This is a genomic window from Paraburkholderia sediminicola (assembly GCF_046027355.1).
Taxonomy (GTDB): Bacteria; Pseudomonadota; Gammaproteobacteria; order Burkholderiales; family Burkholderiaceae; genus Paraburkholderia; species Paraburkholderia sediminicola_B.
On the sequence record NZ_JAQQEK010000039.1, the window covers coordinates 1 to 17,181 of the forward strand.

Below are 17,181 nucleotides of genomic sequence, written 5' to 3' on the forward strand. Positions count from 1 at the left end.
TGTCGTCAACCTCACAACCACCCGGCACCGCTTCGTTCTGCGTCGCTGCATCAGCAGCAGAGAAACGAGATTATGGAGAACGACTGACACGTCGTCAACCCCCTTTTGTGAATTTTCTTTTGACCAAGCGCCGATCGACGCCAGAAACAGGCGTCCCCTATATATAGGGAGAGTGGTGCAAACGCGACCCTGTCGTGTCAGGACGACCGAACTCATCTATAGTGAGAAGCTTGAAATAAGCGAATGTGCACGCACCTAGATGCATCGACCCGGCGACCGCTCTACGCCCGACCAGCGGCCCAAGGACGAACCTGCGACAAACGCGCATGATGAAATGATGTGCACAGGATGAGCGCAAAGGCCCAAGCTCGGATATAATGCGAGCCGCGCGAATTTCGCACATTTCTATCGGCCCGCTTCGAGCGGGCTCATCTTTTTTGCTCCCCAGAGCACAGCCAAACAACCGCGTTGAGTCACTCAGGTGATGTTGAGCCATGCTCGAAACGCCTGACGGTCGCGTCTTGCGTCTCATAGCGAAGCCTCTAGAGGAGAATACGTGAACCCTTTTGATCGCGAAGATTCGCAACACGAAACCGCCACCTACACCGCCAAAGCGCCCTCGGGCCGTACGGCCAAGGGCAAGGGCGCCGGTAAAGCGATCCCCGTGGCGGCCGAGCTGCCGCCGCAGCAAGCCGAAGAACGTCAGCGCCAGATGCGTGCGCTGATCCAGCTGGGTAAGGAGCAAGGCTACCTGACCCACGCGCAGATCAACGACCATCTGCCCGACAACTTCGCGCAAACGGCCGCGATCGACAGCATTGTCAGCGCGTTCAACGACATGGGTGTGCAGGTCTACGAACAGGCCCCGGACGCGGAAACGCTGCTGCTGAACTCGAACGCCCCCGCCGTGGTGTCGGACGATCAGGCGGACGAGGAAACCGAAGTCGCCCTGTCGACCGTCGATTCCGAATTCGGCCGCACGACCGACCCGGTGCGCATGTACATGCGTGAGATGGGCGCGACCGAACTGCTGACGCGCGCCGGCGAAATCGCGATTGCGAAGCGCATCGAAGACGGCCTTCACGAAATGGTGCAGGCGATTGCCGCTTGCCCGCTCGCGATCTCGGCCATTCTGGCGAGCGCCCAGCAGGTCGCCGACGGCGAACTGCGCATCGACGAACTGGTCGACGGTCTGAATGAAGACACGCTCGCCGCCGAAGAAGACAGCGCAAGCGCGGACGCATCCGCCGATGTCGACGCCGACACGGACGGCGACGACGAAGAAGACAGCGACGACGACGTCGGCCCGGCCGACTCCTCGGCAGCGGACGAAGCACGCCTGAAGCAACTCACGAGCGACTGCCTGGAAATCTTCGCCCAGGTCGGCATGCTGTCCGACCAGATGAACGCGTCGCACACGCGCGGCGACGTCACCTCGAAAGCGTACCAGCGCGCGCGCGAAGAGATCCAGCAGCACCTTGCGAAGATCCGCTTCACGGCACGCACGATCGACCGCCTGTGCGGCGACGTGCAGCAACAGGTTGCACAAGTTCGCGCGATCGAACGCAACATTCTGCAAATCGTCGTATCGAAGAGCGGCATGCCGCGCGAGAAGTTCATCGAGTCGTTTGCCGGTCATGAGGCCGACCTCGGCTGGACGGAACGCGCCGCGCGCTCGGCGTCGTCGTACGGCGCGGCGCTGGAGCGCCATCTGCCGGCGATTCAGTCCGAACAGCAAAAGTTGATCGAAATTGAAGCGACGGTTTCGCTGCCGTTGAAGCATCTGAAAGAGATCAACCGCCAGATGGTCGCGGCCGAATCGAAGATGCGCAAGGCGAAGAGCGAGATGATCGAGGCGAACCTGCGTCTCGTGATCTCGATCGCGAAGAAGTACGTGAACCGCGGCATGCTGTTCCTCGACCTGATCCAGGAAGGCAACATCGGCTTGATGAAGGCCGTGGACAAGTTCGAATACCGTCGCGGCTGGAAGTTTTCCACGTACGCAACGTGGTGGGTTCGTCAGGCCGTGACGCGCTCGCTCGCCGACCAGGCTCGCACGATCCGCGTGCCGGTGCACATGATCGAAACGATCAACAAGCTGAACCGCATTTCGCGCGAAATCCTGCAGCAGACCGGTCAGGAAGCGCATCCGTCCGTGCTGGCAGAACGCATGGAACTCTCGGAAGAGAAGGTGCGCGGCATTCTGAAGATCGCGAAGCAACCGGTGTCGATGGAAACGCCGGTCGGTGACGACGGCGACGCCACGCTCGGCGACATGATCGAAGACTCGGCAGCGTCCTCGCCGGCCGACGCAGCGATGCAAGCCGACTTGCGCGCCGCCATCGACGACGCACTCGACTCGCTGTCGCCGCGTGAAGCCAAGGTGCTGCGTATGCGCTACGGCATCAACACGAAGTCGGACCACACGCTCGAAGAAGTCGGCAAGCAATTCGACGTCACGCGTGAGCGGATTCGTCAGATCGAGAGCAAGGCCATGCGCAAGCTGATGCACCCGAGCCGCGCCGACCGCCTGAAGTCGTTCCTCGACCGCTAAGCCAGTCGCTAAGTCAGCAATAGCGCTTGTCGTGCGTCACGCACGGCAAGCGCTTTTTTTTGTCCCTCTCTCAAGCAAGCAGCGAAATGATCCCGCCGATCGTGATTCCCGCTGCCAGCCACCGCCCCGCCGTATAGAACGCGTTGTGCGCTTCCTGAGGCTGATCCGGACGCTCGAGCCCGAGCGTGCCGTACGCAAACGATTTGACCGCTGAGACGCCGGATGCCGGTGCGCCCTCGTCCGCGGAATCGTTCAGCGCTTCACCCTGACCCGTCTTGCCATCTTGAGCCGCCGTCGCCGCGCCGTCCGCGGAGATACGGACGGCGTCGTCCTGCGTGGGTGCATCCACCGTCGATGTCTGCATGACGGCGTCGTCCGCCGCGGACGGGCTTTTCGTCGCCGCGCGATCCGGTCCCGGCAGTGTCGACGACAACGCACTGTCGATTTGCATAGTAACCTCCGTTGGTTTCGCTTATTCGATGCGCCGGCCGCCGTCCGCTAGCGGCAACTCGAAGTACGCTCATGCAGCTGCGCCGTGAACGGCATGTCGACGGCGCACGGCCGGTTACAACACCTATCGACCCCAGTGCGCCGAAACTTGAGCACAGGTAAGAAAGGGTAAGCGCTTTCCTTTGGATCGCTGCGTCCTCGCGCCGCCGGGCGATCACGCGTGACGTAGTGGAAGAGCGGGGATTGGACTCTGACCTTTGACCGTCAGACGGCCGGCAGCGAGCCTCACGAGCCGCCTTCTCGCTGAAGGCGTGCTCGCGGTCGAATTTGTCCACAGCATTTGTCCACAGAAACTGTTCGCAAGCCTGTGGACAACCTGCGCATGACTCATCCAACTCCTTGAACGCATTGGCTTTCACCGCTGCGCTCTCAATGAGGCGCGTGCCTCACGGCTTGCCGCACATCGCGCGAACAGCGGCCCATTCGCGCGGCGTCAGCGCGCTCTCACCGAGCGGGGACCCTTGGCTTTGCTTTTGCCGATCGCTCGTCCGCGGATGATCCGAGAGGAATTCCACCGCAGCGCCGGCACTGCCATTGCGCTTGTCGTTGCGTGCGTCAGTCAGCGCAAAAAACCCGGCGAGCCCGTCGCTGCGCAAGCCGCTTGCTTGCAGATAGGCGACGCCGTTCGCATCGGCGAGGCGCTCCATATCGCGGCTATACGACAAACCCACGAGCCGCCCAGCCAGCGACGAGACGTCGGCAAAACCGAGATTGATGCCGAGCGTCGCACTAATCACACCGATGCCGGCGCCGCGAAACAACGCGACCATCGGATCACGCCGCGCGATATGCCCCGTCTCGTGCGCCATGACACCGGCCAGTTGATCGGCATTGCCGACCTTCTCGATCAGACCGCGCATGATCACCATGCGCGCGCCAGGCAGCGTCAGCGCATTGACCATCTTGCGGTCGATCACCTCCAGTTGGACCGGCTGCGCAATACCCGCCGCGTGAGCGAGCCGCGCTTCGAGTTGCTCGAGCGCGCGCTGTCCCTCTTCGCCGCGACACACGTTGTGCTTGCCGACGACGACCGATTCCACCATCTCGCCGAGCTGGTTTTCCGCGCTGCGCGGCACCAGCGCCGCACCCACCGTGGGCAGTCGCACGACGAGCACGAACGCGAGCACTAGCGCCACCACGCCGACCGCCGTCCAGCCGAGATAGTGCCGCCGCTTCATGCGCCGTGGCACGATCTGCGCCGGCAACGCGGCGGCGTCAGTCGACACGCGACCCGGTTCGCCTTTGCACGACAACGCGACTCGTCCTTCCGGATCGGGTTCGCCGACGATCAGCCGCGCGCGCGGCCACACCGCCAGTTCACCCGCTACGCCGTCGATGAAGAGAAACGTGTCGCTCCAGCGCAGCGTCGCGGCATGAGCCGCGGCACTGCGGCCGTCGTAATAGCGCGTGCCCGTCGAGCGCGCGTCCTCTGAATCAGCGAGGGTCAACACCGCCTCAGAATCAGAACGCGCCGCCGTGATCGAGCAGGTTCAGCATGCCCTCGCCGGTACGCGGCGGCGCCTGATCGCTTTGAGCCAGTGTCTGCGGATCGAGTTGACCGGATACCTGCAGCGTATCCGCCGCGAGTCGCATCACACGATGTAGCACGATCGGTAAACCCAAACCCAGCGTGAACACGACGATGGCCAGGTTGCCGAGGATCATGCCGAGCAGACGCCCCGCCGTGATGCTACTGCCGAAGCGCAGTTGCGAGCCCAACGTCGTATTGCCCATGACATGGCGCGTGACCAGCGCCAGGTAGAAGCACTGAATCAGCAACGCGCCGACGATGAACAGCACGTAAAACAGAAACACCGAGCCGACAGCGGCGAGCGCGGCGGGATCGTTGCCCTTCAGCGGAGCGTGGCCGATAGGCAGCAAAGCCATGAAGCTTTTGAGGAAAATCGCCCCGAGCACGACCAGCAGCGCGACCACGCCCACAAACGTCCCGACGAAAGCGAGATATAACGCGCGAGCGCGGCCTTCGAAATGAAACGGCAAGCTGCCGAAACTGCTTGCGTTGATGCGGCGTTCCGCGAGGCGCATCGACACCCACGGCGCCATCTGACCGAGCGTGACGATGCACAGCAGGCCATACAGCAGCACATACACGCCATAGACGAAGGACGAGCCGGTCATGCCGCCGCGAATCCCGCACCACTGCGTGCGGCTCAGGCGATAACGCTGCGCGCTGAAATAGGCGCCCGCCGCGACCACCGCGATCACGATGTAGAGCGCCAGAAGCGGCACCGCTCCTAACAACGCACTTCCCGTAACGGCGCGCAGAACCACGCTGAGAATACCCGCGCCGACAATTGCGCCGATCATAATCGCGATCGCCAGCAAAAACCCTTTGAACAATTCCCCGCCGGTGCCGGTGTATTCAAATCGCTCACCTTGAAAACGCATGCGCGACCAGATATATCGGCGAGTATTGGTGGTCGCCCAAAATCGATAAATACCTAGCGTGATGATCTGCAGCAGCAAATTTTTGATGAAGATCCCGTACAACTCCCCAATCTTGCCGTCATAGGTCAAGAGCGGCTGCTTCTGGTCGAGTGAATTCATTTTTCTTCTGCCCCATTTCACGAACTGACGTTTTTATGGCCCGCGTTGGCGTTGGTGTAGGCGTTGCGGGCTGGCGACCGCGCCACGCCGCGCCGCGCAAAACTGACTCACGTCGCGCAAGCATTTGAAAACCGGCTGACGAAACAAAGCAAGCCGACGAGTACGATCATTACACGCTTTCGTTGATTTATAAACACGCTTCCTACTTAACGAAATCTCGCCTTTATTAAGTGAAGGTTTATCAACAAATTAAACCATTTCGCATCATCGCGACCAGAAAAATCAGAAGCCGCTCGCTTCCGCAGTTTTTACGGCAATACAAACGTTTTCACGAGCGTCAACTCACCGGCCTTGCGCATGGGCACGCGAATCGTTTCGCTCTTTTCGTTCGGCGTATTCTCGTTCGTGATGATGGTCACTTGCGCGACGGTCATATCGGCGCCGCTATTGCCGCTGCCGTAGTAATTCACATAAACCAGATACGTGCCCTTCAACGGCGCCGCGGACGAGTAAATCTCCGGCCCATAGCCGGTCGTCACGTCGACGTCGAGCGCGCCGCCGTTCGGCGCGACGCGCTCGCCGTACCAGGTGTGCGCGCCGTCGGGCGAGACGACGTGCAGATCGAGATCGGTGCCGTCGGTATCCCACGCGAGCAGCACGCGCAGCTTCGGTTGGGTCTTGCCGCTGTAGGCGTCGTAGAACTGCACGCGCTTGCGGCTGCCATCCGACGCACGCAGTTCGACGCCGTTACTGCCTGCGGGAAACGCATACGGACGCGAGAATTTGCCGTCCTCTTCCACGCGCTGCGGCAGCGGCGTGCCGTCGACCACCAGCGTGCCCACCGAGGTCCCCTTCTTCTTCGGCGCGTTGCGGATCTGCCCTTCGATCAGCGCGAATCTGGACTGCCCTTCCGGCGTCGACACCGCCACCGCCGGGTAATGCACGTCCTGCGTATAGCGCTCGCTATCGCCGCTCGTGTTGCGCCAGCCGTTCAACGGCGCGGCGAAGTCGATGTCGCTCGCGTGCGCCGCCGGCGCCGCCAGCGAGCAGGCCAAGCAGGCTAAACATGCACCTGCGAGCCGACCGCGGCTCGCCTTCATCCAACCCGTCGTCTCGACCTTCATCGTCACTGCTCCCATCCCGCTGTCAGAGTCGCTCGCTTTTCACGAGCATCAGGTCGCCGATCTTGCGCAGCGGCACGACCATCGTTTCACGCCGTTCGTTCGGCGTGTTTTCGTTGAACACCAGCGTCAACGTCGCCGTGATCACGTCGCGATCGTGCGCGGCGGCGTCGAAGTTGTAGCCGGTCGAATCGAAGTTGCCCCAGTAATTCAGAAAGAACAGCCACGTGCCATGCTCGGGCGCCGCCGACGAAAAAATCCCCGGCCCCGCGCCGTCCACCGAATCGACGTCGAAACCACTGCCGTCTTCGAGTGTCGGGTTGGCGAAGAACGCATGCAAGCCGCCCGGCGTGATCACATGCAGATCGACCTGCGCGTGCGGATCATCCCACGTGACCATCGCACGTAGCCTCGCCTGCGGCTTGCTGCGGTCGGCCTCGTAGAACTGCATGCGCTGGTGTTGTTTGCCATCGGCGGAAATCAGCTCGATGCTGTTTGAACCCGCGCCGAACGCCCAGGGCCGCGCGAACGCGCCTTCGTCGTCGGTATAAAGCGGCGTGGGGTTGCCGTTGACGACTAGCGTCGGCGGCTTGCGCGCGTGTTTGTCGATGTGTTTCAGACGTCCTTCGATCAGCGTGCGATAGCGCTGCGCGCCACGATCGACCGGCGGCCGTGGATACGCCGCGACGAAATGTTCGCCTTCGTTGGTCAGTCCGCTGTGACGCCAGCCGCCGAACGCGCCGGTGAGATTAGCGATCGCGCCGTCGGCGTCAGTCGCGGCTTGGGCGTTCGGCGCGATCGTGCAGAGTGCGAGCGTAGCCACGGCTGCGGCTGCGGCCAGCGTCACGACTGCGCGAACGCGAAGAGCACGCCGCAGCGATGGCCAGCGCAACAAAGACAACGGCGAGCGCGAGACGGTATTCATTGGATCGGATTGTCGGTACGAATCAGCGTGCGCGCGGTGCGCTCGACGAATGTCTCATCGAGCCCACGCGGATGATGCTGGAACGCGAGGTGAATGTATTCATGCGCCAACGCGATACGGTCCTCTTCGGTCTGCAGGCGATACACGTACACGCGATTGCGCTGCGCATCCGCATACGGCCGGCCTTCACGCACGGCACACACCGCGGGCAGATCGGGCGTTTCGTAGCCCTCCGCGCCGTCCATGCGCCGCGCCCACAACGGCGCGTTACGCTGCAACCATGCCTGCGCGCCGGCCACCTCAATGCAGTCGCCCGATAGCGGACTCTGGAACGAAGTCAGCGTCGCTTGCGGCCAGGTGCGCGCGAGAATCGCGTCGAACGTCAGGCCGGTTTGCGCGGAGGCCTTCGCCGCCAGCCAGCTCATCTGTCCCGGCGCGGCCTTGTCGTGGTGATACTGAACGGGCACGCCGGTCAGCACGAGCGCGTCGGTCAGATCGGCGGCACGGCGCGCGGCGGCCGTCGGCGCGCGTGGCAGGACGCGCTGCGTGCTGCTGCTGTCGTCGATACGGAAACAGCCGTGATCGTGGTTGCCGTGCTGCACGACGTAAGTGCGCGCCGCGACCGCCAGCGCCTTCGCCGCTTCCGGCTGGCTCGTGTCGCCTTCGCGCTCGACCACGCGCGCCACGTAGTCGTTCATGCCGAAACGGCCGACCACTTGCGGCGCGCCGGCCGCATCGCGATCGAGCCGCAATTCGCCGCGGCTCGTCACACGCGCCCAATTGCCATTGACGAAGCCGACCCGGACATCGCCGCGCAACGGCCCCTCGAACGCCGCGACCGGTCCCTTATCGCCAAGCACTTCGCGAATCGGATAGCGGCTGAAGAAATCGACCAGCACACAAGCGCCGTCGTCCGGCACGGTGACTTGCGAGAGCAGCGGCGCGATGCGCGGCGCGGCGTCTTTCAGCACGCGCGCACTGCCGCCCGAACCGCCCAGCCACACCGGCGTGCCGTCGGCGAGCCAGCCGGCCGCGCCGCCAATCGAGGCGCCCGGCCGCGCTGGATCCGGCATCGTCCAGGTCTTGGCGCGTAGCACGCTGCCGTATAGCGACACCGTGCCTTCACCGCGTCCGCTGGTCAGCACCGACACCAGCGTGCTCGCCGCCGCTTCGCGCGGCCGGGCGGGCATCGCCTGCAAGGCGGCGAGCAGTTCGGCCACCGGTACGCGGCGCGCCGGCGTCATGGCGTGCAGATCGCGCAGCCAGGCGGGCGCATGAGCGGCTGTCCAATACTTGCGCCAGTCGGCGGAATCGAGCTGCAGGCGCGCGGGTTCGAAGAAGAGTCCGCATGACTGCACCAGCGCATGTTCACGGTCGATGTGACCGCCTGTCATGCAGCAATACACTTCTTCCGGATCGCCGCCGTTGCAGGCGTAGTCCGGCGTGGCGACGTTGCGGTCCACCAGATAGCCGTAGACGAACAGTTTCCACACGCTGCCGAGCGGCGTCTCCAGCGTCGCGGGCAAGACACCCGCGCCCTGCGCTGAGAAGCCGACTGCGGCGCCGCTGCCGTCGACTTGCCAAAGCTGGCTTTGGCCGTCGCGCAACCAGGCAAAGCGCAGCATTTGCGATGAGGATGCTGTCGCAGACGCGGCCGGAGACGAAGCCGCCGCATATGCAACCGCGCCGTTGAAACCACACACCATGCCCACGACAAACGCGATCCGCAGCCTGGCTGCCAGACGATCGCGTAAAGGCCGAAGCGCGCGGAACATGACTGTCTCGCCTCGCTTACTGGATGCGCAACGTCGTCACGCGATCGCTCTTGCCGCCTTCGAACGCCTTCGCGTCCGGCTGATACATGCGGAAGTAGCGCGCGGGCGGCAGCGCGAACGTGCCCGGCAACGCGAAGCGCACCAGTTGCCGCAGCGTGACCGGCCGGTCGAGCAAAGGCACAGGCTGGTGATAAGCCAGCTCACCCATCTCGTACGAGGCAACGCGCTGGAACGGCTGCGGGCCGCTGGCGCCGTCTTTCGCGCCCGGCAGACCGTCGATCGACACGCCCCAGCTCGTCGCCTCGACATCGCCGCCCGGCGGCAGCGGCACGTCGAGCAAACCGTAGTGGTAAGCATTGCCCGAGCGCGGCGTGAGCGTGACTTCGTCGACGTACAGCGCATTGCTGTCGATCGCATCGCCCTGCTTCACCAGACGCGCGGTGAATGCGGAGCGGCCCAACTGGCTCTCGCCGGCGGCTTCCTTTTTCTTCGGATCGACTGCGACCTCGACCGGTTCAAGCTTGTAGAAACGCCGCTCGACGGTGATGTTCAGACGGCTGTCCTCACTCGTATGACTGCGGAATGCAACCAGCGCGTTGACGTCGGTGAGCGCGGCGCCAGCGTCGAGCGTGGTTGGCTGCGTCGCGCCAGTCCACTTGTACAGCGGCGTGCCGGTCAGCGTCGCAGCGCGTGTCCAGCCCGCGCCTTGCAGCGACGGCAACGACGCGGTCGGCACATCCCCGCCCAACGCTTTACGCAACCACAAGAGCGTCAGCGCACGATCGAGCGTCGGATAATCGGCGCTGCTCTTCGCGAGCAGGGCCGATGCATCGACCGCCGCGCCGCCGTCGCCACCTGACATGACCAGCAGGCTTTGCACCAACGGCGCCGGATCGTTGCTCAACGCGGTACGCGCGGCGCTTACCGCGGCGTCGAAGCCGTCCGGCAATTGCGCGCTCGTGCTGCGCGCCATGCCGGCGATCAGCAGCGTCGCCATCTGTTTGCCGCGCGGCGAATCGGCTTGTGCGAACACGATGCTGTCCGACGCGCCGTACGTGCCGCTGCGCGCGGGCGCATTGGCCGTGGCCGCCGCGTCGCTCATCAGGTCCGCGGCAACGCCGGACACGGGCGTCGCGACCGGCAGGCCCATCTGCTGCATGAACCACAAGGCGAGCGCGCGATGCAACAGCGGCTCTTTCGCCCCGGCGTCGCGATAGACGTCCATGGCGTGCTGCCAGTTGTCGGCGGGCAGGCTGATGCCGAGGCTGCGGCTCGCGAGCCAGTCCGCGTAATACGCATACGCCGTGATCAGCGCGCTGCCGCCCGTCGTATCGCCCCACCAGCCGAACGTGCCGCCGACGCCCGCGAGCATCGCCAGACGTTGCCGCTGATTGCGCAGCAGCGCTTCGAGCCCTTGCGTCGAACTCGCGCTATCGTCGTAGCCACGGCCGTGGCCGATCGCATCGTGCGCGAGTGCCAGCGGAATCAGCCGGCTCGAAGTCTGCTCGGCGCAACCGTACGGATAGTTGATCAGATCGTCGGCGACGCGCATGAACTGGCTCTGCGCGCTGCCGATGAAACGCACGCTGATGTCCTGCGCATCTTGCGGCAGATTCAGCGGCTTGTTCGAGCCGTCGAGCGCCACCGTGTTCTGATGCAGATCGAGCCAGCCGCTCGCGTCGAGATGAATCGCCGTTTGCAGACGATCGACGTCCTTGCCCGCGCTGCGCAGCGTCGCGTTAATCACGCCGTCCTTCAGCGCGCCGCTCGGCAGACGCAGATAGTTCGCGCCGCGCTTGAGCGTGACCTTCTGATTCAACGACAACCCGCCGCCGTCCACCACCCACTGCGCGTCCATATCCGCATCGGTCTGATTGAAGGCGATCATGTCGATGGCCGGCTGATCGTTGACGCGGAAGTGCGACGGCCCGCTCCACTTCAGATACAGCGCCTTGTCCGAGCGCACGTAAGCGGTGCGTTGACCGACCATGCCGTCCGGCGCTGCAGCGCGCACCGTGATCCGCCAGCGCGCCAGCGAATCCGGCATCTTGAACGTCATGGTGGCATGGCCGTTCGCGTCGGTTTTCAGGTTGCCTTCCCACGCGGCCGTGTCCTGATCGTCGCGACGCGGCCGTTCGAGCACCTTCACGCCGCGCTCGTTGTAGTTGGCGCGTTGCGGTCCACCCGGCGCGCCCTTCAGCGGCGAGCGCGCGAGGTCGTACGTGATGAACGACAGGCTCGACGAAGTCCGCACGTTATTGCGGCGCGGGTGATAAAAGAAGTCGACGATATTCGGCGCGATTTCCGGCTGCAACACGTAGACCATTTCATCGACCACGCTCACCGTCAAATTCGCCGCTTCCGGTTTGCCGTTCAACGTGCTGTCGAAATTCAGCGTGACCGTGTCGCCCGGTCCGTACACCGGCTTGTCGCTCTTTACGTTCAGTTCGATCTGCGGCTGCGCGACCACGATGCCCGCGTTCTGGAACACGTATTCGCCGGCGTGCACGTACAGCACCGAGAACGTCATGTTCGGCGCGAAGTCTTCGCCCACCTTGATCCGCGCTTTCCATTGCGACGGCGCCACGCGCTGCAGTTGTAGCCAGTCGCCGCCCGCCGTGAGCAACGCGCGACGTTCGACGTTGTCGCGTTCGAGTGTAAGCAGCGCGTCGTCGACCGGCATCGGGAACGTGATCAGCGCTTCAGCGGTATCGCCAATTTTGTATCTGTCGCGATCGAACACGATCTCGACGCTGCCCGGAATCGCCTTCAGGCCATCGCCCGCGACCCAGTGGCTGGTGGCGGCGAGCAGGTTACCCAAATCGTCCTTGACCGACAGCATGTACGAACCCGGTTCGTCGAACTGCACCGGGAACGACAGCTTGCCGCCCACGCTTGTGCCCTTCAACGCGCCTTCGCCATGCGTTTGCGATTCGAGGCGCGTCCATTCCCACTTCGACGGCGCATGCGACGCCGGATCGATCGCGCCGAGCGCCTGCAGATCGAAGCTGACCGCTTCCTTCGGTTGCGAGAACGATTTGGCCGTGGTCAAACGATATGGCGTCGCGCCGCGCGCGATCAGCACTTCGCGCGTCACGCGCACCTTGTATGCCGCGCCGTCCTGCGCGAACAGCGTCAACGCGTAGCGGCTCGGCTCCTTCGCAGCCGGCAGCGTGAGATTCGCGTTGCCGTCGCTATCCGTCTTCAATTCCTGTTGTTCGAGTTTGACCGGAAACAGACCCGCGTAACGCAATTCACCGTCGACGATCGTCACTTTCTGCGCGCGCAGCGTGACCGAGATCTTGCTGTCGCGCACCGGCTTGCCGTCCGGATAGCGCAGCTGGATCTTGCCCTTCAGCGCCTCGCCGGTCGCGTAGTCGGCCTTATCCATCGAGAGGTTCACGTCGAAATGCGGCTTCACATATTCGGCGACGCGAAACGCGCTGCCGTAGACATCGCCGTTGTAGTCGAAGCGCAGCGTGTAACCGCCGGCGGTGGCGTCGGCGGGCAGAGTGAACGCGGTATCCGCGCCCGTATCGGACGCGAAATGCGCCTTGCTGGTCGCCACCGGCGCGCCGTTCGGATCGAGCACGTCGAGCTTGATATCGGCCTCGGCCGGCGCGGACGATTGCGTCGCGTTCTGGAACGTGCGGCCGATGAACTTCACATGTACCGGATCGCCCGGCCGGTACATCGGCCGATCGGTCACTGCGTAGATCTTCGTGTTGTAGATCTCGCTGTCGTAATAGAAATTCTCGGAGACGAACATGCCACCCTGCGGATCGGTGCCGAGCACATAGCTGCGCTCGGGGCTCACGTGTTGCAGCACCAGCGCGCCGTCGTTGCCGGTCGTGCCGCTTTGCAGAACGCCCACGCCGTCGGTCCAATTCACTTCCGTACTCGCCACGGGCTTGCCGTTATCGCGCCGCGTGGTCCACACCAGCATGCCGCTCGACGCCGCCTTCACGACCGCCACCGTGTCCGACACAAACAGCAGCGTATGCGCGCGATAGTTGCCAATCACCGCTTCGACGATATACAGCCCCGGCGGCAACTTGCCGACCGGAATCATCACGTTGCCCGAACTGGCTTCGATAAAGTTACTGCTGCTGCCCGCGAGATTCACGCCCTTGGGTGGCTCGATCACTTTCGCGTCCCAGATCGGATAGCGGAAACGCGCGACCATGTCGTAGCCTTTGAGCGGCGCGAATTGCGAGTTCGGCGCGAATTGCGTTTGCTTGCCGGTCTGCTCGCCGAGCTTGAATTGCGGCGCCGCTTCGGTCGCCTTGCTGCGGGTCGCGAACGACAACACGCGCTGCCATGCGCGCCGTGCTTCGGTGAACCAGCGGTCCCAGAGATACGCGAGCGTATTCGCGAGCCCTTCGCCCTGATAATTCGGCGCGACATTCAGCCGATGCAGATTCTTTTGCGCCTTCAGAAAGTCCAGCGGCTTCGGCACGCGATACACGACGATGTCCGCGCCGCCATACGCTTGTAGGGCGTCCTTGAAATCGCGGCCGGGCGCTTCGAGCCGCACCTGCGCCAGTTGATCGCTGCCGAAGCTCGCGTCCGAGAGCAGGAAGAACGGCTGACCGTCCACCTTCTGCGAGCTGAAGTTGCTCGACGGCGCCGTCTGCAGCGTCGGATTTCCGGCGATGTTCGCATCCGTGGCGGCGGCGCTCGATGCATCGTCGTCGGCATGAGCGGCCGGTGCGAGGGCGAGCGTCATGGCGGCAAGCAAGACCGGGAGCAATGCGGCGAACGTGCATGCCGCGCGACGGCGCGCATTGCCCGACCAACCGCTCGATCGTGTGACGGAAATCATTCGGGTCATGGTGTCAAAAAGTCCAAACGAAACACGCCAACGAAATTCGGATTGCCGTCGAGCGGCTGCCAGCGGGAATCTTTCCATTGCATCAGGTCGGAGACGGCGACGGCGCGCAGACCGGTATCGGTCGGCGTGACGGTGCCTGTGTGATAAGCGATGTAGCGATCCAGCCAGATCATCAGATGCTGGTCGTCGCCCTGGTCGAAGAACAACAGATCACCGGGCAGCGCCTGGTTCACGTCCTTCGAAACAAAACGGCTATTACGTTGAATCAGTGCGATCGCCGACGCGTATGCGCCGGTGGAACCGTCGAGCTGAGTCCAGCGGTTGGCGATCGTGCGCTGTGACGCGGACAGTTGCAGTTCGGGCGGCATGCTGCTGGTATCCGCGAGACTGGTCATGCCGTTGGCGCGCAGCCATCTGGTGTCGTGCGGCCTGAGCGTCTCGCCGACCGCGAAGCGCACGAGGCCCGCGCAATCGCGTTGCGTCCAGCGCGGCGTCGGTCCGCGCCGCATCTGCTGGTCGACGATGCGCGCGAACCACGCGCGAAAAGCGGCGGATTGTTGCGGTGAGAGCGCGTCGGGGTCGGGCGATGCGGCGGTGCTGGTGAGCGCGTGCGCGCAGGGTGCGAGGGTCGCGATGGCGAACGCGGCAGCCGCGCGTGTGAGCCACGTGCGGCGCGATGTGGTGAAGGAGTGGATCGTGGCGGGCGTGGCGGGCGTTGCCTGCGTGGCGTGCGCGGACTGCGCAGCACGCGCGAGCTGCAGGGCATGCGTTGCCTGCGTGGCACGCGCGGGCTGCAGGGCGTGCGTTGCCTGCGTGGCACGCGCGGGCTGCAGGGCGTGCGTTGCCTGCGCGGCATGCGCGACATGCGCGGACCGCGCTATAACAACGCGTTGCAGCGCGCGCTCAGGCACGTGCGCCGCGAATGCCGCGCTAAGTACGCGAAGGCGGCGCACTCAGTCGCCCTCGGTGCCGGGCTGATCCGCGGGCGTATCGGCAGCGGTGGTATTCGCACCGGCATCGGCCTTCGCGCGGTCGAACCACCACTCCACCGGCACCCAGCCCGTCGAGCCCGGCAGATCCTGCGGCAGCGTCAGCGAAACCGGCGGGTAATGAGCGAGCGCGTGCAGCTTCGGCACCAGATGCGTGCGCGACGCGTTGCGGAACACCGCTTCCTGATCCGCCGGCAACGCCGCGCCGGCCTCGCGCTCGATCAGCGCGGCGGCCGACGAAGGCGCGAGCGTCAGAATCGTGCGCGGCAGACGTTGCGGCCCGAGCGTATCGGCAAGCGCCGGATAGCGCTTGTCGAGCACCGCGAGCGTGTCGTCGACGAGACGGCCGTCCGGCGAAAAAATCAGATAGCCGTGCGCGAGTGCGAGCGTGACCGGGAAATAGCGTTCCGCCGACAACTGCGAAGCGAACGACGCCTTGCTAGTCACCGCCGTGCCCGAACGCGCGCTGACCGGCCGCTGCCACACGGTGACGTCCGCGCCCTGATCGCGCGTGGTGACCGGCAAGCGGCGATAGCCCGAATCGGTGCCGTCGGCTTTGGCGGCCTTCGCTTCATAAGCGCCGATCACGTCGCCGAAAGTCTTGCCGAGCGAGGTCTTCAATGCGGCGATGCCGGCCGCGTCCTGCTGCTTCACACGCGCGACGAACACCGGCGCGACCAGCGTGGACTTCGCATACCAGCACACCGCCGCGGGACCGGTGAGCTGATCGCCGATCGCGGCAGCGTTGTCCGCGCCGCCGTCGGCCACTTTGCTCAACAGACCCGAGGCCTCCTTCCAGTCCGCCGGCAAGCTCGTGCACGCCGCCGCATTGGCCGGCAAGGCGCGCCACAGGTCGGCGCCGTTCCACTGCTGCGGCAACTTGGCTGGCTCGATCAGCGCCGAGGTTTGCCAGTTCGCAGCAGCATTGCCGTTCGGCGAGAAGTCGAAGCGCAGCGCGTCGATACCGGAGAAAAACGCCTGGTAACCAAACGACAGGTAATTCGCCGACACCACCAGCCGGTGGCCCTTCGGTGCGTCGCCGGACGCGTCGAGCCGATAGGCGTGCGCGGCATCGTCGCGGCCCGAGGACAGCATCTCGGACACGGCGTCGGCCCGCTCGCTCAGCAAGCCGCCCTTCCCGTCGAGCAGTACGCCGGGTGCGGACAGCAACACCAGGCGGTCGTCCTTGGTGGCGAACAGCAGCGTGCGGCCGACCGCGAGTTTCAATGCATAGACCGGCACGTCGCCGGAAAGCTTCGCCACCTGGCTCAGTTGCGCGTCGCTCGTGGCGACGTTGCCCACGCCTTGCAGCAGTTTGGCGAAGCCGTTGCGATGCATCGACATCGCCCAGTAGCCGAGACGGCCGTCGGGCGAACGCCACAGCAGTACGTGCGCGGGTTCGTCGAAGACTCGGCGGATCAGTTCGTCGCGCCAGTCGAGTTGATGTTCGAACGCGAGACGCCGCAGCGCGCCTTCGGCGGACAGCCGCGTATTGCTCGATTCGTAGTAGTCGACGAAGTCTTGCGTCAACACGTCGTGTAACAGCGGCACGCGCAGGATGTCGCGCGGCAAACGCGAGAGCGCTTCGCTGTCGATCACCGCGTCAGGGTGATGAATATCGAGGATGATCTCGCTGTTCTCGGCGACTTTGCGATGCCCAAATGGACGCCATACCGCCTGAATGATCACGCCGGCCACAACCAGAAGACCGACTACCAGGATTGCAATCTTTTTGCGCGACATCTTCATCTGATTTCTTCTGGTTCGATGCGACGGTATTAACGCGGATGCCCGGTAGATTAAGCCAGCGGGATCAATCTCCGAAGGCAGCGATGATAACCGATATTTTTAACCGAAAACCAGCGACACTTCCTATTTAACAGTCGGACTTGCTTGAGGCGTTTG

The 17,181-nt window shown here is 64.1% G+C and carries 10 protein-coding genes; 1 reads left to right on the forward strand and 9 read right to left on the reverse strand.

What is annotated here, in order from left to right; genetic code table 11:
• The first annotated feature begins 556 nt into the window (after positions 1–556).
• Positions 557–2,554 carry an RNA polymerase sigma factor RpoD gene (gene rpoD, locus PQR42_RS38820; protein WP_408390897.1) on the forward strand — a complete coding sequence of 666 codons (1,998 nt, stop codon included), beginning with the start codon at positions 557–559 and terminating at the stop codon, positions 2,552–2,554.
• A 70-nt stretch (positions 2,555–2,624) separates the two neighbouring features.
• On the opposite strand, the gene PQR42_RS38825 is transcribed toward rpoD, so the two are convergent.
• From PQR42_RS38825 to PQR42_RS38865, 9 genes are all read right to left on the reverse strand, one after another.
• Positions 2,625–3,005: a hypothetical protein gene (locus PQR42_RS38825; protein ID WP_408390895.1), complete on the reverse strand. Its 381-nt coding sequence runs from the start codon at positions 3,003–3,005 to the stop codon at positions 2,625–2,627.
• A 445-nt stretch (positions 3,006–3,450) separates the two neighbouring features.
• A complete protein-coding gene (locus PQR42_RS38830; RefSeq protein ID WP_408390893.1) occupies positions 3,451–4,512 on the reverse strand; it encodes a M48 family metallopeptidase in 1,062 nt (353 codons plus the stop codon).
• A 13-nt stretch (positions 4,513–4,525) separates the two neighbouring features.
• Positions 4,526–5,632 carry a YjgN family protein gene (locus PQR42_RS38835; RefSeq protein WP_408390891.1) on the reverse strand — a complete coding sequence of 369 codons (1,107 nt, stop codon included), beginning with the start codon at positions 5,630–5,632 and terminating at the stop codon, positions 4,526–4,528.
• A 308-nt stretch (positions 5,633–5,940) separates the two neighbouring features.
• Positions 5,941–6,756, reverse strand: a complete 816-nt coding sequence (locus tag PQR42_RS38840; protein WP_408390889.1) for a YfaP family protein — start codon at positions 6,754–6,756, stop codon at positions 5,941–5,943.
• Between the two features lie 22 nt (positions 6,757–6,778).
• Positions 6,779–7,678: a YfaP family protein gene (locus PQR42_RS38845; RefSeq protein WP_408390887.1), complete on the reverse strand. Its 900-nt coding sequence runs from the start codon at positions 7,676–7,678 to the stop codon at positions 6,779–6,781.
• The gene (locus PQR42_RS38850) at positions 7,675–9,303 is read right to left on the reverse strand and encodes a DUF2300 domain-containing protein (RefSeq protein ID WP_408390907.1); all 1,629 of its coding nucleotides are present in this window, start codon (positions 9,301–9,303) and stop codon (positions 7,675–7,677) included. The genes PQR42_RS38845 and PQR42_RS38850 overlap by 4 nt, the downstream gene beginning before the upstream one ends.
• A gap of 166 nt (positions 9,304–9,469) precedes the next feature.
• The gene (locus tag PQR42_RS38855) at positions 9,470–14,287 is read right to left on the reverse strand and encodes an alpha-2-macroglobulin family protein (RefSeq protein WP_408390884.1); all 4,818 of its coding nucleotides are present in this window, start codon (positions 14,285–14,287) and stop codon (positions 9,470–9,472) included.
• The gene (locus tag PQR42_RS38860) at positions 14,284–14,982 is read right to left on the reverse strand and encodes a DUF1175 domain-containing protein (protein ID WP_408390905.1); all 699 of its coding nucleotides are present in this window, start codon (positions 14,980–14,982) and stop codon (positions 14,284–14,286) included. The genes PQR42_RS38855 and PQR42_RS38860 overlap by 4 nt, the downstream gene beginning before the upstream one ends.
• 258 nt (positions 14,983–15,240) lie before the next feature.
• Positions 15,241–17,025, reverse strand: a complete 1,785-nt coding sequence (locus tag PQR42_RS38865) for a DUF2138 domain-containing protein (protein WP_408390882.1) — start codon at positions 17,023–17,025, stop codon at positions 15,241–15,243.
• Positions 17,026–17,181 lie beyond the last annotated feature (156 nt).

Excerpts from the sequence above, each read along its gene's own strand:
- PQR42_RS38825 (WP_408390895.1), bottom strand. The coding sequence starts at position 3,005 with ATGCAAATCGACAGTGCGTTGTCGTCGACACTGCCGGGACCGGATCGC.
- PQR42_RS38835 (WP_408390891.1), bottom strand. The coding sequence starts at position 5,632 with ATGAATTCACTCGACCAGAAGCAGCCGCTCTTGACCTATGACGGCAAG.
- PQR42_RS38840 (WP_408390889.1), bottom strand. The coding sequence starts at position 6,756 with ATGAAGGTCGAGACGACGGGTTGGATGAAGGCGAGCCGCGGTCGGCTC.
- PQR42_RS38845 (WP_408390887.1), bottom strand. The coding sequence starts at position 7,678 with ATGAATACCGTCTCGCGCTCGCCGTTGTCTTTGTTGCGCTGGCCATCG.
- PQR42_RS38850 (WP_408390907.1), bottom strand. The coding sequence starts at position 9,303 with ATGCTGCGCTTTGCCTGGTTGCGCGACGGCCAAAGCCAGCTTTGGCAA.
- PQR42_RS38855 (WP_408390884.1), bottom strand. The coding sequence starts at position 14,287 with ATGACCCGAATGATTTCCGTCACACGATCGAGCGGTTGGTCGGGCAAT.
- PQR42_RS38865 (WP_408390882.1), bottom strand. The coding sequence starts at position 17,025 with ATGAAGATGTCGCGCAAAAAGATTGCAATCCTGGTAGTCGGTCTTCTG.